This window comes from Pseudomonas sp. GW821-FHT11G12, from assembly GCF_058808055.1.
The window spans coordinates 1387854-1403705 of record NZ_JBXARH010000001.1; the positions used below are offsets into that span (position 1 = coordinate 1387854).

The 15852-nt window shown below is 58.2% G+C and carries 11 protein-coding genes; all 11 read left to right on the forward strand.

Translation table 11 applies throughout. From position 1 onward, the window contains the following. Window positions 1-175: 175 nt before the first annotated feature. Window positions 176-4027 carry a hypothetical protein gene (locus AC1RR7_RS06150; RefSeq protein WP_493156662.1) on the forward strand — a complete coding sequence of 1284 codons (3852 nt, stop codon included), beginning with the start codon at window positions 176-178 and terminating at the stop codon, window positions 4025-4027. Window positions 4028-4110: 83 nt separating this feature from the next. After that, entirely contained in the window at window positions 4111-5400 is a 1290-nt protein-coding gene (locus tag AC1RR7_RS06155) for a glycosyltransferase (protein WP_493156664.1), read from the forward strand. A gap of 149 nt (window positions 5401-5549) precedes the next feature. Then, a complete protein-coding gene (locus AC1RR7_RS06160) occupies window positions 5550-6428 on the forward strand; it encodes a PI-PLC domain-containing protein (RefSeq protein ID WP_493156666.1) in 879 nt (292 codons plus the stop codon). Between the two features lie 53 nt (window positions 6429-6481). Then, window positions 6482-7387, forward strand: a complete 906-nt coding sequence (locus tag AC1RR7_RS06165; protein ID WP_096820362.1) for an AraC family transcriptional regulator — start codon at window positions 6482-6484, stop codon at window positions 7385-7387. 227 nt (window positions 7388-7614) lie between these two features. Next, window positions 7615-8925 carry an ABC transporter substrate-binding protein gene (locus AC1RR7_RS06170; protein WP_102619823.1) on the forward strand — a complete coding sequence of 437 codons (1311 nt, stop codon included), beginning with the start codon at window positions 7615-7617 and terminating at the stop codon, window positions 8923-8925. 80 nt (window positions 8926-9005) lie between these two features. After that, window positions 9006-9932, forward strand: coding sequence for a carbohydrate ABC transporter permease (locus tag AC1RR7_RS06175; protein WP_249486264.1), 927 nt, complete (start codon window positions 9006-9008; stop codon window positions 9930-9932). Window positions 9933-9940: 8 nt separating this feature from the next. Next, window positions 9941-10771: a carbohydrate ABC transporter permease gene (locus tag AC1RR7_RS06180; protein WP_493156669.1), complete on the forward strand. Its 831-nt coding sequence runs from the start codon at window positions 9941-9943 to the stop codon at window positions 10769-10771. A gap of 23 nt (window positions 10772-10794) precedes the next feature. Next, on the forward strand, window positions 10795-11898 hold the full coding sequence (locus AC1RR7_RS06185) for an ABC transporter ATP-binding protein (RefSeq protein ID WP_102619822.1): 1104 nt from the start codon (window positions 10795-10797) through the stop codon (window positions 11896-11898). Between the two features lie 16 nt (window positions 11899-11914). After that, window positions 11915-13387, forward strand: a complete 1473-nt coding sequence (locus AC1RR7_RS06190) for a mannitol dehydrogenase family protein (RefSeq protein WP_493156671.1) — start codon at window positions 11915-11917, stop codon at window positions 13385-13387. A 14-nt stretch (window positions 13388-13401) separates the two neighbouring features. Further along, entirely contained in the window at window positions 13402-14898 is a 1497-nt protein-coding gene (xylB, locus tag AC1RR7_RS06195; RefSeq protein WP_096820356.1) for a xylulokinase, read from the forward strand. Window positions 14899-14911: 13 nt separating this feature from the next. Further along, window positions 14912-15850 carry a carbohydrate kinase family protein gene (locus AC1RR7_RS06200; protein ID WP_273538145.1) on the forward strand — a complete coding sequence of 313 codons (939 nt, stop codon included), beginning with the start codon at window positions 14912-14914 and terminating at the stop codon, window positions 15848-15850. Window positions 15851-15852: the final 2 nt, after the last annotated feature.

A 15852-nucleotide genomic window follows, 5' to 3' on the forward strand; every position in this document is an offset into this window, starting at 1 on the left:
AGAATGAACAGACGCTCTATCTTCCCGGACCAACTTTGAAACGAACCACAACTTCCCGGCGATTGCAGAATTAACTTACTCTGCGATCCGCCAGGTAGTTAGGCTTCTTCGTTCGTCACCTTCATATAACTACCAGAGGCACTTACTCAACATTCAATTCAAGGATAGGTTGCTCATGCAAATCGCACAGGGCGGTAGCCTGTTGCATCTCGAAAACATCGAAATGGAATTTGGCGCACGACAAAAACTCGATCAAACAGAGAAATCGAATATCGCATCTACGCTGTCTTCCATGATTGGAGGGCATGCAGATGCTGCCTCGGTCAACCTGAGCTTCGTAACATCTCCAAGAATTCCAGATACAACATTTGATAACGCTCAGGAATTCGCGCGTGTCGCTTTATTGAAACTGCTTGAAACCGAAGACTATCTTTTCCTGGTGGAAATCAACTCACTTCCCACGGAAGCTATTGTATGTGTCGATGAGCACGCAAGACTCAGCATTCAGGATCAAGGCATTTGGCGAGACTTGACAAATGAGGCTGCAATAACAGTTGAAATGCGCCGGGAAATGGGCGTGCTGGCCGATTGCGCAGAACACACCGGGGGCTACGTCTTTTCCAGGGACATCATTGGGGTCGAACAATGGTTACGCTTTCACGGCTATACATTGCCCGTCACCGTTGCAGATGTGCGCCAACTTGTTACATGGCTGGAGTTTAAACTTACGGAGGGCCCGACTACCGGGGATTATCACGATTTGCTGCTGGCGCCTGCCGACTCACCCTTCCATCTTTCGTTAACCGATCGTGAAACAATCAAAAAGATCGTCAAAGACACCACAATGGGGCGCGTCAGCCTGTTGCAACATCTGGGCACCCCGGACTTCATTTCGCTCCCGGCCAATCAGAGACTTGAACGAGCAACCTTTTATCTGGAGCATTTCCTGCAGACACCCGAGGCCGGGGCGTTGGGAATCAACCTGCATGACAGGCTGGGATGGCATCTTGACGACAATCCTGAAACTGCCCGGAGCCAGATCAAGTGCATGGTCGCTACCGCGGTGATTCTGGACCTGGGATTCGAGGTCGGGCGGCACGCCAGGGTGATTGCCGGGTTTCATTTGTATCACCCGGACAATGCCTCGAAAACACCTTCGCAAGTTGTTACTGCACTGGAGTGGCAACTCGTTCGTGAAGCGCAACTGCCCCCTATTTATGCACCCCTGGCTGCAATCCTTCTGCTGGCCTGCGCAGCGCCACAGTTTCTGGTCCGACAAGTGCCTGCCGAATTGACGGCCGGCAAACCGGACTGGGTAACCGTCTCCCAGGCTGTCACTTTGATTGAGCTGACGGCGCCCGGTGCATCGCGCCTGATGACCTACGACGAGATCAAGGCATTTTCTGAACTGGTCCCCATCAGCACCGCCCAACACGCACTGCATGAACTGGCGACAATCACGCCAATCATCCAGTGGGCAATGTTCAACGGCGTTTTGCCGGAATCTGCCGGCAATGAAGTAGATGTGGACGCGTTTACCACGGCTGCCAGACGTTTCAGCCAATATGTCGAGGCGTTGAATGAAGTGGAAACAGGCATCGCGATCATTCCGCCTGACCGACGGGAATTGGCGCTGCAAGAACTGAAACGATTGTTACCGGCCGGCAGCTACCTGGAGGATCGGGTATACAAGGCCAATTTTGACCTTGCTCTTGGTGAGCGCAACTTTCTGGAGTGGATAAGACTTTTTCTTCTCTCCAACCAGGGAAATGTGAGCAGCAGCTCCAGAATCGGAAGACTTCGAGTTTCGATTCTTGACCTTTACATGTCTGGTGATCTGGTCGTGAACGGGGAACTGACCGACAAGTTCATAGCTGTCGGAAAATTCAAAACACCCCCCGGAGCCTTTACAAGGCTCGGCGAACTGAAACCGGTTGACGTTTTATTTGACAAGGCTTTCGAGCAATACCATCTGACGCTCAACAAAACGCTGTTCTCCATTCTCAAAATGGCCATTTCCAACTTGCCAGAACGTGACAGGACAATGATCGCCAATGGTTTGATCACCTTGTATACGGTCCGAAAATCCGTTAATCCGATTAATCCATTTCAAGAAACCCAACGCCAACGCAATGAAGCCAAAGGACGCTACGGCATTATTCTGGGATGCCAGCATGGCAAGGCATTCCGCTGTTATGAGTTGTTTCCGCTCAGAGGGCTGTGCCGAGAACGCCCGGAGTTCGTCGATATATTGCGATCCAGCGGTGTTGTGTACGAAGAACCTTCGCTGTCATATGACGGCGTGGATACGGACTTTCAGCCCAAAAGGCCTGAACAGCCGTGGCCGCTCGACTTTGATGCCTATCTGAATGGAAACGAGCCGAAACAGGGAACGGCCTCCAGTGTCGTGGTGGAAAAACTCACTGACTTTCTTCTTGCGTCAGATGAAACCCAGCCCGTGCCCCTGTTCTTTTCCCGGGCATTTGACGCTTTGGCGGAGGGTATTTGGGGCAATCATCCGGTGGCCAGCCGTGATGAGCTGTATGCATCGTTGTACGCGCCGACCGAACTGCAAAAAATACGCACTGAAAACGCTCAACTGAATGAAGCGGCCATCAATGTGATCGTGCCCTTCAAGAAATGCATCGAGGACATCCGCTCCGGTGATGCCCCTCGTGTTTCCGAAGGCATCGGCGGCTGCATTCTCGATGGCCTGGCATTGCTGGGGCTGGTGGTTGGTTTCGGCGCAACGATTGCCGGCATTGTCGGCAAAACAACCTCGACAACTGCCAAGGTGCTGAGCATTGCAAAGGCAGGTGCTCACTTTGCGGCGTCGATTTTCAACCCGCTCGACGGATTGCCGACATTGGCGGTTCAGAGTGGACGCCTGGCAAAAAAAGGCGTCCTGCTACTGAGCAGACACGGGCTTAAAGTCGTAGACGCGGCCACTGGCCAACTGCGCAGGTTGACCGGCAGCGCTCAGTCTTACGATTTGATAAAAGCCGCGCAAAAGTCCGACCTGTTTCAAGGTTCCTGGAAAGCGGCGGACGGCCTGGGCGAATCGGCCAATCTTCTGGCACTGCAACGCAACAGCGACTGGTATGCACTGAATCTCAGGGTCGGTGGGGCCTGGGGGCCGAAACTCAGGAATCTGAAGGTATCGCCGTTTGCACCACTTCGACGGCTTTTCGGGCGCACAAAACCCTTCAGTTACACAAAGGCCTATGTGAAAAAAGCACTGCCGGCAGCCAAATCAAAACTCGATAACGCAACGTTGATGTTAATGGACAGTGACAACGCAGACGTCAGAGCGGTTCTCAAGCATGTGTTTGGCAATGATTCAGATGAAGTGCTCAAACATGTGAAAGCCAATCTGCACAACATGCGCAACGATCTGGATTACGTCACGTTGGCCAACATGTCATTCAAAAAGGGTTCCGAGGCCAACGCGGCGTTACGTCCAGCGGCCTACAAGCGCTGGAAGACCAGCGTCCTCGACGGCTCCTATCTAAAGAGTCCTCCGGAGCGTTTTTTGGTGGTCTATCCAGAAGGACTGGACGATTATTACCGCATGGCGAAGTACGACGACGGCCGGATCGGTGACGTGCTGGTTCATGAAATGTCCCACGGCGCACCGGACACACTGGACCTCTACTACGGGCGCTTGAAGCAGGCCGGGGCTGGACCTGCGGATATGGACGTGGCCGGGTTACTGGATTTCGCCAAGGACGCCCACAAGGCACACCCTAAAAACCTGTCCAATCCCCATTTCAACGCTGCCTATGGTGAGGGATTCGAGCTATTGGGGGTCATTGAGAATACTTTGCCGACACTGGTGAAAAAACACCCGGCACTGCTCAACGCAGACTCGTACTCACTGGCCGTGTCCATGCTCGATCAGGTACGCACTCACCGGGAAGCGTTCTTGCTCAATCTCGCCCGGATTCAGAACGGTGTGAAGAAAACCACCAAGCTTGGCTTCATCGATGGTTCGGTTCGGCTCAAACTTGCCAGGGCATCGATCTGAGAAAAAGCGGATCGGCGGGCGCGCGCGTTGTGTTTTAATTCGCGCGCCTTTTTTCCGTCTCTTCGTCCCAGGAATCGTTTCTCATGAGTCAGCCCGCAACCAAAGTCCTCGTCATTGGTTACGTCTGGCCGGAACCCCGCTCCTCCGCTGCGAGCGGGCACGTGATGCAGATTCTCGAGACCTTCCTGCAACAAGGCTGGCAAATCACCTTTGCCAGCCCTGCCGGCACCGGTGAGCACCGCGCCGACCTGACTGCATTGGGCATCCGCGAAGTCCCGATCGAGCTGAACAACAGCAGCTTCGACACCTTCATCAGCGAACTCGCCCCGGATATCGTGCTGTTCGACCAGTTCATGATCGAAGAGCAGTTCGGCTGGCGAGTGGAAAAGCACTGCCCTGATGCCTTGCGCGTTCTGGAAACCTCGGATCTGCAAAGCCTGCGGCATGCCCGTCATCAGCGGTTGAAGGATCGCCTCAAGCTCAGCGATGACGCCAACGATTTCGATCAGCTGTTTTCCCCGGCGCTGGCCGAAGAGTTCGACCTGATGGCCGACACCGACCTGGCCAAGCGCGAGATCGCCGCGCTCTACCGCTGCGATCTGAACCTGATGATTTCGCAGGTGGAAATCGAGTTGCTGGTGCAGCAGTTCAAGCTGCCGCCCGAGTTGTTGCACTGGTGTCCGTTGATGGTCGAACCGCCCAGCGCACCGGCGAAACCTTTCGAGGAGCGCGCGCACTTCCTCAGTATTGGCAATTTCCGTCATGCACCGAACTGGGACGCGGTTTTATGGATGAAGTCGAGCGTCTGGCCACTGATCCGTGAACAACTGCCCAAAGCACAATTGCACATCTACGGCGCCTACACGCCGCCCAAGGCTGCAGCCTTGCACAATGCCGCACAGGGTTTTCACATCATGAACTGGGCCGAGGATGCGTTGCAGGTCATGTCCGATGCGCGCATCTGCCTGGCGCCCCTGCGTTTTGGCGCCGGCATCAAAGGCAAGCTGATCGATGCCATGCTTTGCGGCACGCCGAGTGTCACCACGCCGATTGGCGCTGAAGGCATGCATACCGACCAACCCTGGCCGGGCGCTGTCTGCCGTAAGGCGCAGGATCTGGCCAATGCCGCGGTCGAGCTTTATCGCGACGAGGTGCGTTGGCAAGCGGCCCAATTCCAGGGGCACGCGCTACTCCAGGAGGTTTATCAGCAGGCCATCCATGGGCCGGCGCTGATCAATAAGCTGCTGGACTGTCGCGCAAACATTGCCCAACTAAGACGCAACAACTTCACCGGCAGCATGTTGCGACATCACTCGCACAAGAGCACGCAATACATGGCGCAGTGGATTGAAGCAAAGAATGCAAACAAATAATAAAGCCCTGAAATTTATAAACACAACAACCAACAACCTGTATCAATCGATAGATAGCCATCTGAAAAGCTAAACACTATAAACATCCTGCCCGCGCCACTTTCGTTATTAAAGAGTGGCGCCTCAATCAACTTATGCAGGATGCATGCATGACCGACATCAATAACTACGCCTCCTATAACTGGATGGCGGCGACACCGTCCATCAATTCACTTTCGATATCCGAACTGACCCTGCCGGGAACCCACAACGCTGGCAGCGACTGGCGCGCCAGTTATCCAGTGTTCGGCCCACCCCGTCATTGGCTGGCTTGCCAGCATGACTCGTTTCACGCCCAACTTCACCATGGCGCACGGGTGCTGGACATTCGCCTGGCTTACGAGCCAAAGGCCGAAGGCGTCAGCAGATTCCGTGCTCACCATGGCGGACACCGCAACTCCCGAACCCTGGGCAACTTGATCACCGACGTAGAAAACTTTCTGAAGCAAAACCCGGACGAGTTCATTGTTCTGGACTTCCACAGTCTCGACGGTAACGACTTCGATTATGACTACTTCAATAAAATGATGATTCACCTGCTCGGACATCGCTTGATCCCGAGCAGAAACCTGAGCGCCGGCCTTGGGCAACTCAAACACATCAGCAAGGAGCAACGTGTATTTGCGGCCGCTCGGTCACACTGGCAACTTGATCGCCATGTGTTCATTGATTACATCAACCATGAATGGTCGGGCAGCAATCGGACCGACTCGGCGGAGTTGAAACAGTTCATCGGCAATGTCCTGAAATCCCCACCTGGCGCGTGGAAACCCTGGTCGTTGTCCGCCACCTGTTACACCGCACTGGGCGGCCCGGTTGATATTCATAAAGAACTGAACGAGTGGTTCGATCCAGACAACAGTGATTGGGCAATGAAGTGCAACGTCATCAACGTCGACTTCATCGAAGAGAGCAACATCGTGTCGTTCTGCCGTGCCGTGAATCAAACCAAGGCCCACCTGCGCCCCGCTGATCGCCTGCTGGCGTAACGGGCGCGCAAAGAGGCATGATCGCCGGGCGATAACAAAAAAAGCGTCCGACCATGACCCGAACCGCCCGCGTGACCGACCCCTCCTACGAGTTGATGGATGACCACAACGGGTTGTCCATCATTTATCGCCAGCACGGCTTCCCCTGCCCGCTGGTGCGCTGGCATTTTCACAAGGAATACGAACTGCACCTGATCGTGGCCAGTTCGGGCAAGGTATTCATCGGCGACTACATCGGCAACTTCTACCCGCAGACGCTGTTCCTCACCGGCCCCAACCTGCCGCACAACTGGATCAGCCAGGTGGCCGAAGACGAAGTGGTCGAGAAGCGCGACATGCTGGTCAACTTCACTGATGAGCTGTTCGAAAGCGGTCATCAGGTGTTCGCCGAACTGAAGACCCTGGCGCCGCTGCTGGAGCGTGCGCAGTACGGCATCGAATTCCGCTCACCGCAGACGATTCGTCAGGCCATGACCCTGATGCAACGCATCGCCGATTCAAGCGGCATCACCCGTCTCGGGCACTTTTTCATCCTGATGGAATTGCTGGCGGCCTCCGATGACTACCAACTGCTATCCGGCGCAACCACGCCGCAACTGGCCGACGAACACAACATCGACCGCACCAACCGCGCCGTGGATTACATCTTCGCCCACTACGCCCGTGAACTGCCGCTGGAGGAAGTCGCCGAGCACCTAGGCATGAAACCGACCTATTTCAGCCGCGTGTTCAAGCAGGCCACGGGGCGCAATTTCATCGAGTTCGTCAATCGCCTGCGCATCAGCAAATCCTGCGAACTGCTGGCGGACGGTGACAAACCGGTGACCGAGGTGTGTTTCGAGTCGGGCTTCAACAACATCTCCAATTTCAATCGGCGCTTTCAGCAGCTCAAAGGCATGACGCCCTCGCATTATCGGCGGCTGGTGGTGCAGCGTCTGACCGAGCAAAACCACGGCTGACGCCCGAAAACCTGTACGGTTTCATTGCCCTCGCTGTCCTGAAACGCCCTTCCCTGTGTTTGTCGCGTCAATCGAGAGTGCAAAAAAGTATCGATTCAAGTGCTAGGGATGATTTGTCAGCCCTGCGATTGAAGGCTGTAATCAGTGCACATTCTTCCTGCAGCCGGAAGACACAAAAACAATAACTGTCCTTCTGTCCCCCACCGGGTGCAGAAAAGGAGTGCACGATGCAACCCACTGCAAAAGCTCTGCTTGCCCTCACCTGCATGACCCTCAGCAGCGTCAGCCTTGGCGCCCAGACCCTGACCATCGCCACTGTCAACAACAGCGACATGATCCGCATGCAAAAGCTCTCGAAAACCTTCGAGACCGAGCACCCGGACATCAAGTTGAACTGGGTCGTGCTGGAAGAAAACGTCCTGCGTCAGCGCCTGACCACCGACATTGCCACCCAGGGCGGTCAGTTCGACGTGTTGACCATCGGCATGTACGAAGCCGCACTCTGGGGTGCAAAAGGATGGCTGGAACCGATGAAGGATCTGCCGGCCAGTTACGCCCTCGACGATGTGTTCCCGTCGGTGCGTGAAGGCCTGTCAGTCAAGGGTTCGCTGTACGCCTTGCCGTTCTACGCCGAAAGCTCGATCACCTATTACCGCACCGACCTGTTCAAGGACGCCGGCCTGACCATGCCGGAGCGTCCGACCTGGGAGCAGATCGCAGGCTTCGCCGAAAAACTCACCAACAAGGACAAGGAGCAATACGGCATCTGCCTGCGCGGCAAGGCCGGTTGGGGCGAGAACATGGCGCTGATCACCACCGTGGCCAACGCTTACGGCGCACGCTGGTTCGATGAGCAGTGGAAACCCGAATTCAGTGGCCCGGAATGGAAGAACGCGCTGAACTTCTACGTCGACACCATGAAGAAGTCCGGCCCACCGGGTGCCTCCAGCAACGGTTTCAACGAAAACCTCGCGCTGTTCAACAGTGGCAAATGCGCAATCTGGGTCGATGCCAGCGTCGCCGGCTCGTTCGTCACCGACAAGACCCAGAGCAAGGTCGCCGATCACGTCGGCTTCACCTTTGCGCCGCATCAGGTCACCGATAAAGGCTCGGCGTGGCTGTACTCGTGGGCGCTGGCGATTCCGACCAGCTCCAAGGCCAAGGACGCCGCCAAAGAATTCAGTGCCTGGGCCACCTCAAAAGAGTACGGCGAACTGGTCGCCAAGACCGACGGCATCGCCAACGTACCGCCGGGCACTCGTGCCTCGACCTACAGCGACGCCTACATGAGCGCCGCACCGTTTGCCAAGGTCACGCTGGAGTCGCTGAAAGCGGCTGACCCGAGCAAACCGACCCTCAAGCCTGTGCCTTACATCGGCATTCAACTGGTGACCATTCCTGAGTTCCAGGGTGTGGGCACCCAGGTCGGCAAGCTGTTCTCGGCGGCACTGATCGGCCAGACCACGGTCGACCAGGCGCTGACCGCCGCCCAGCAAACCACCGAACGCGAGATGAAGCGCGCGGGTTACCCCAAGTAACCACTGCCCTCTTCAATTGAAGGAAGGGAGCTTGCTCCCTCCCTTCAAAGAACTCGCTGTATCTCGAGTATGTGATCGCCATGAATACTTCAACTGCCAAAGCCCACATCGACCTGTCGCAACCCCAGCGCAAAAACCGCGTGGCCAATCCCGGCTGGTTTCTGGTCAGCCCTTCGGTGGCCCTGTTGCTGCTGTGGATGATCGTGCCGCTGGGCATGACCGTCTATTTCTCGATGATCCGCTACAACCTGCTCGACCCGGGCATCAATGAATTCGTCGGGCTGGATAACTTCACCTACTTTCTGACCGACTCCGGGTTCCTGCCCGGCGCCACCAACACCTTGCTGCTGGTGGGCAGCGTGTTGCTGATCAGCGTGGTGTTCGGTGTGTTGATCAGTGCGCTGCTGGAGGCCAGCGAGTTCTTCGGCCGCGGCATCGTGCGGGTGATGCTGATTTCACCGTTCTTCATCATGCCCACGGTCGGTGCGCTGATCTGGAAGAACCTGATTTTTCATCCCGTGTCCGGGATCCTGGCCTACATCTGGAAGCTGTTCGGCGCGCAACCGGTGGACTGGCTGGCGCACTACCCGCTGCTGTCGATCATCATCATTGTTTCCTGGCAATGGCTGCCCTTCGCGATCCTGATCCTGATGACCGCCATGCAGTCCCTCGACCAGGAACAGAAAGAAGCCGCCCGCCTCGACGGCGCCGGCCCTGTCGCGATCTTCTGGCACCTGACCCTGCCGCATCTGGCGCGGCCGATTGCGGTGGTCGTAATGATCGAAACGATCTTCCTGCTGTCGGTGTTCGCCGAAATCTTCACCACCACCAACGGCGGCCCCGGCTACGCGTCGACCAACCTCGCCTACCTGATCTACAACCAGGCGCTGGTGCAGTTCGACGTCGGCATGGCCTCGGCCGGCGGCCTGATCGCCGTGGTCATCGCCAACATCGCCGCGATCATTCTGGTGCGGATGATCGGCAAAAACCTGACTGACAAAGCCTGAGGCCTGCCATGACTCTTCAACAATCCCGCCGGCTGCAAAGCCTGCTGCTCGGCACGCTGGCCTGGGCCATCGCGATCATCATTTTCTTCCCGATCTTCTGGATGGTGCTGACCAGTTTCAAGACCGAAATCGACGCCTTCGTCACGCCGCCGCAGTTCATCTTCACGCCGACGCTGGAGAACTACCTGCACATCAACGAGCGCAGTGATTACTTCAGCTTTGCCTGGAACTCGGTGGTGATCTCCTTCAGCGCCACGGCTCTTTGCCTGCTGATCGCGGTGCCGGCGGCCTACTCGATGGCGTTCTACGAAACCCAGCGCACCAAGGGCACGCTGCTGTGGATGCTCTCCACCAAGATGCTGCCGCCGGTAGGCGTGCTGATGCCGATCTACCTGCTGGCCAAGAGTTTCGGCCTGCTCGACACGCGCATTGCGCTGATCGTGATCTACACGCTGATCAACCTGCCGATCGTGGTCTGGATGATTTACACCTACTTCAAGGACATCCCCAAAGACATCCTCGAAGCCGCCCGCCTCGACGGCGCCACGCTGATGCAGGAAATGCTTCGGGTGCTGCTGCCGATCGCCAAGGGCGGGCTGGCCTCGACCGTGCTGCTGTCGCTGATCCTGTGCTGGAACGAGGCGTTCTGGTCGCTGAACCTGACCTCGTCCAAAGCCGCGCCGCTGACCGCGCTGATCGCCTCCTACTCAAGCCCCGAAGGATTGTTCTGGGCCAAGTTGTCGGCCGTCTCGACGCTTGCCTGCGCGCCGATCCTGATCTTCGGCTGGATCAGCCAGAAACAACTGGTGCGCGGCCTGTCGTTCGGCGCCGTGAAATAAGAATTCGTATGAGGAGCGCCACCATGGCCAACCTGAAAATCAAGAATCTGCAAAAAGGCTTCGAAGGTTTTTCCATCATCAAGGGCATCGACCTTGAGGTGAACGACAAGGAATTCGTGGTATTCGTCGGCCCGTCGGGCTGCGGCAAATCCACCCTGCTGCGACTGATCGCCGGCCTTGAAGAAGTCAGCGGCGGCACCATCGAACTGGACGGTCGCGACATCACCGAAGTCAGCCCGGCCAAGCGTGATCTGGCGATGGTGTTCCAGACCTACGCGCTGTATCCGCACATGACCGTGAAAAAGAACATGTCGTTCGCCCTCGACCTGGCCGGCGTACCGAAGGCAGAAGTCGAGAAGAAAGTCGGCGAAGCGGCACGGATTCTCGAACTCGGCCCGATGCTGGAACGCAAGCCGAAGCAACTGTCCGGCGGCCAGCGTCAGCGTGTGGCCATCGGCCGGGCGATCGTGCGTAACCCGAAAATCTTCCTGTTCGACGAACCGCTGTCCAACCTCGACGCCGCCCTGCGGGTGCAAATGCGCCTGGAACTGCTGCGCCTGCACAAGGACCTCAAGGCGACGATGATCTACGTGACCCACGATCAGGTCGAAGCCATGACCATGGCCGACAAAGTCGTGGTGCTCAATGGCGGCAAGATCGAACAGGTCGGCTCGCCGCTGGACCTGTATCACAACCCCGCCAACCTGTTCGTCGCCGGGTTTCTCGGCACGCCGAAAATGGGTTTCCTCAAGGGCAAGATCGCCCGGGTCGACGGCCAGAGCTGCGAAGTTTCGCTGGACGCCGGCACGCGCATCACCCTGCCGTTCAACGCGGCAAATCTGAGCGTCGGCAGCGCTGTGACCCTGGGCATTCGCCCGGAACATCTGGAGCTGGCGCAACCGGGCGACTGCACCCTGCAAGTCACCGCCGACGTCAGCGAACGGCTGGGCAGCGACACCTTCTGCCACGTCAGGACCAACGCCGGCGAAGCCCTGACCATGCGCGTGCGCGGTGATCTGGCGAGCCGTTACGGCGAACAACTGAACCTGCACCTGGACGCCTCCCACTGCCATCTGTTCGATGCCGACGGCGTGGCGCTGACCCGCCCGTTGCGCGCCGCCGCCTGATTTCGAGACTGACCCGATGAAACTCAACAAACAGAACCTCAACCGCCTCGCCGCCGAAGTGCAGCTTCCGGCCTACAGCCTCAACGACACCCGCCAGGGCATCGCCCACATTGGCGTCGGCGGTTTCCATCGCGCGCATCAGGCGTATTACACCGATGCGCTGATGAACACCGGCGAAGCGCTGGACTGGGCGATCTGCGGCGTCGGCCTGCGCGCCGAAGACCGCCGCGCCCGTGACGACCTAATGGAACAGGACTACCTGTTCACCCTGTTCGAACTGGGCGACAGCGACGACACCGAAGTCCGCGTCATCGGTTCGATCCGCGACATGCTACTGGCCAGCGACAGCGCCCAGGTGCTGATCGACAAACTCGCCGATCCACAGATCCGCATCGTCTCGCTGACCATCACCGAGGGTGGCTATTGCATCGATGACAGCAACGGCGAGTTCATGACGCACCTGCCACAGATTCAGCACGACCTGACTTACCCGCAACAGCCGCAAACCGTGTTCGGTTTCCTCTGCGCGGCGCTGGCCCGGCGGCGTGCGGCGGGCATTCCGGCGTTTACCGTGATGTCCTGCGATAACCTGCCACACAACGGCGCCGTCACCCGCAAGGCACTGCTGGCCTTCACCGCGCTGCTTGATCCGGACTTGCGTGACTGGATCGACGCCAACGTCAGCTTCCCCAACGCCATGGTCGACCGCATCACCCCGATGACCAGCACCGCGCATCGCCTGCAACTGGCGGACAAACACGCCGTCGACGACGCCTGGCCAGTGGTGTGCGAACCGTTTGTGCAATGGGTGCTGGAAGACAAGTTCGTCAACGGCCGCCCGGCCTGGGAAAAGGTCGGCGTGCAGTTCACCGACGACGTTTCGCCCTACGAAGAGATGAAGATCAAACTGCTCAACGGCAGTCATCTGGCCCTGACCTATCTGGGCTTTCTGAAGGGTTACCGCTTCGTCCACGACACCATGAATGACCCACTGTTCGTGCGCTACATGCGCGCCTACATGGACCTGGACGTGACCCCGCAACTGGCGCCGGTGCCGGGCATCGACCTGACCGAGTACAAGAACACGCTGGTGGCGCGGTTCTCCAATCAGGCGATTGCCGATCAGCTTGAACGTGTTTGCTCCGATGGTTCGTCGAAGTTTCCCAAGTTCACCATTCCGACGATCAATCGGTTGATTGCGGATGGCCGCGAGACCAAACGGGCGGCATTGGTCGTTGCAGCTTGGGCGTTGTATCTGAAAGGCGTGGATGAGAATGGCGACACTTATTCGATTCCGGATCCTCGGGCGGCGTTTTGTCAGGCGTTGGTGGCGGATGATGCTTTGATTACTGAGCGGCTGCTGGGGATTGAAGAAATCTTCGGTACGGCGATACCGCGTTCGACGGAGTTTGTGGCGGCATTTGAGTGGTGCCTGAAAAGCTTGCGGGAAGAGGGAGTGACGCGGACTCTGGAAAGCATTCTGTCCTGACGGGTGAGGTACTCATGACAACCCAACAACTCTTCCTGGGCATCGACTGCGGCACCCAAGGCACCAAAGCCATCATCCTCGACGCCACCAGCGGTCAGGTGTTGGGCCAGGGTGCCGCCGCCCACACGATGATCAGCGGTGCCAACGGCCGTCGCGAGCAAGACACCGGGCAGTGGCTGGAGGCCTTCGCCCTCGCCACCCGGCGTGCGTTGCTGGCAGCAAATGTCGACGGCCAATCGATCCTCGGAATCGGCGTTTCCGGCCAGCAACACGGTCTGGTGCTGCTCGATGACCAAGGCCAGGTACTGCGCCCGGCCAAGCTCTGGTGCGACACCGAAACCACCGCAGAAAACGATCGGCTACTGACTTACCTGGGCGGCGAAAGAGGCTCGCTGGAACGCCTCGGCGTGGTCATCGCGCCGGGTTACACCGTCTCCAAACTGCTATGGACCAAGGAACAACATCCCGCCGTTTTCTCACGGATCGCAAAGATCCTGCTGCCCCACGACTACCTGAATTTCTGGCTCACCGGTCGTAGTTGCAGCGAATACGGCGACGCATCCGGCACCGGTTATTTCAACGTGCGCACCCGCCAATGGGATTTGCAGTTGCTGCGCGACATCGACGCCAGCGGCCGTCTGCAAGCAGCGCTGCCGGAGCTGATCGACGCCCATCAAGCGGTCGGCACGATCCTGCCGGCGATTGCCGAACAACTGGGTATCAACCCCAACGCATTGGTATCCAGCGGTGGCGGCGACAACATGATGGGCGCCATCGGCACCGGCAATATTCAGCCGGGTGCGATCACCATGAGTCTCGGCTCCTCCGGTACGGTGTACGCCTACGCTGAAGCGCCAAAGGTCAGTCCGGATGCTTCGGTCGCAACCTTCTGCTCGTCCAGCGGCGGCTGGTTGCCGTTGATCTGCACCATGAACCTGACCAACGCTACCGGCGCGATCCGCGAATTGTTCGAGCTCGATCTCGACGCTTTCAACGCCTTGGTGGCCCAGGCGCCGATCGGCGCTGAAGGCGTGAGCATGCTGCCGTTCCTCAACGGCGAGCGCGTGCCTCCCCTGCCCCACGCCACTGGCAGCCTGCATGGCCTGACGATCGATAACCTGACCCGGGCCAATCTGTGCCGCGCCGCCGTCGAGGGCACCACCTTCGGCCTGCGATTCGGACTGGATCTGCTGCGTCAGAATGGTTTACAAAGCCGCAGCATTTGCCTGATCGGCGGCGGCTCGAAAAGTGCGGTGTGGCGGCAGATCGTCGCCGACATCATGAACACCCCGGTGATCTGCACCGAGCAAAGCGAAGCGGCCGCCCTGGGCGCGGCGATTCAGGCGGCGTGGTGCAAGTCGTGGTCCAACGGCCACGAAGACACCCTGGCCGACCTGTGCGAACGCTGCGTGAAGCTCGACCTGAACAGTGAAACCCTGCCGATTGCCGCGAATGTCGCGGCCTTCCAGCAGGCCTATGAACGCTATCGACTGCATGTCGCAACGTTATAAAGAGCAAACAACTATGTACCTGGTGTGTGGCGAAGCGCTGTTCGATTTCTTCAGCGAAGACGATGCCGGCGGGCAGGCGTCGAAAGTCAATTTCAAGGCGATTGCCGGTGGCTCGCCGTTCAACGTGGCCGTGGGTTTGCGCCGACTGGGCGTGGACTCGGCGCTGTTCGCCGGGTTGTCCACCGACTACCTCGGCCGTCGTTTGCAGCAAGTTCTGAAAGATGAAGGTGTACGCCCGGATTATCTGGTGGACTTCGCCGCGCCGACCACGCTGGCCATGGTCGCGGTGGGCGCCAATGGCTCGCCGCATTACAGCTTCCGGGGTGAAGGCTGCGCTGACCGCCAGTTGAGCCTGGCGCATCTGCCAACGCTGGGGTCTGAAGTGCGCGGTCTGCACTTCGGTTCGTTCTCGCTGGTGGTGCAACCAGTTGCCGATACATTGCTTGCGCTGATACAGCGTGAAAGCGGCAAACGCCTGATCACCCTCGACCCGAACGTGCGCCTCAATCCCGAACCGAACATCGAGCTGTGGCGCGAGCGAATAGCCACGCTGGTGCAACTGGCGGACCTGATCAAGGTCAGCGACGAAGACTTGAGCCTGCTGTACCCCGAGCAGGATCCGCAGCGCGTCATCGAAGGCTGGCTGCAGCATCGCTGCCAGGTGGTGTTCCTGACCCGTGGCGGTGAAGGCGCGACCGTGTTCAGTCGTGCTCACGGTTCATGGTCGGTGCCGGCGAGTTCGGTGAAAATCGCCGATACCGTCGGCGCGGGCGATACCTTCCAGGCCGCGTTGATCACCTGGCTGACCGAGCAGGAACTGGATTCGGTGGAAGGCGTACAGCATCTGCAACGCGAACAGATCGACGCCATGCTCAGGTTTGCCGTACAGGCGGCCGCCCTGACGTGCAGCAAGACAGGTCCGGATTTGCCTTATCGCCATCAGTTGACCTGACC

Coding starts and splice junctions, on each gene's coding strand:
- xylB (WP_096820356.1), top strand. CDS start 13,402: ATGACAACCCAACAACTCTTCCTGGGCATCGACTGCGGCACCCAAGGC.
- AC1RR7_RS06190 (WP_493156671.1), top strand. CDS start 11,915: ATGAAACTCAACAAACAGAACCTCAACCGCCTCGCCGCCGAAGTGCAG.
- AC1RR7_RS06165 (WP_096820362.1), top strand. CDS start 6,482: ATGACCCGAACCGCCCGCGTGACCGACCCCTCCTACGAGTTGATGGAT.
- AC1RR7_RS06200 (WP_273538145.1), top strand. CDS start 14,912: ATGTACCTGGTGTGTGGCGAAGCGCTGTTCGATTTCTTCAGCGAAGAC.
- AC1RR7_RS06155 (WP_493156664.1), top strand. CDS start 4,111: ATGAGTCAGCCCGCAACCAAAGTCCTCGTCATTGGTTACGTCTGGCCG.
- AC1RR7_RS06160 (WP_493156666.1), top strand. CDS start 5,550: ATGACCGACATCAATAACTACGCCTCCTATAACTGGATGGCGGCGACA.
- AC1RR7_RS06150 (WP_493156662.1), top strand. CDS start 176: ATGCAAATCGCACAGGGCGGTAGCCTGTTGCATCTCGAAAACATCGAA.
- AC1RR7_RS06180 (WP_493156669.1), top strand. CDS start 9,941: ATGACTCTTCAACAATCCCGCCGGCTGCAAAGCCTGCTGCTCGGCACG.
- AC1RR7_RS06175 (WP_249486264.1), top strand. CDS start 9,006: ATGAATACTTCAACTGCCAAAGCCCACATCGACCTGTCGCAACCCCAG.
- AC1RR7_RS06185 (WP_102619822.1), top strand. CDS start 10,795: ATGGCCAACCTGAAAATCAAGAATCTGCAAAAAGGCTTCGAAGGTTTT.
- AC1RR7_RS06170 (WP_102619823.1), top strand. CDS start 7,615: ATGCAACCCACTGCAAAAGCTCTGCTTGCCCTCACCTGCATGACCCTC.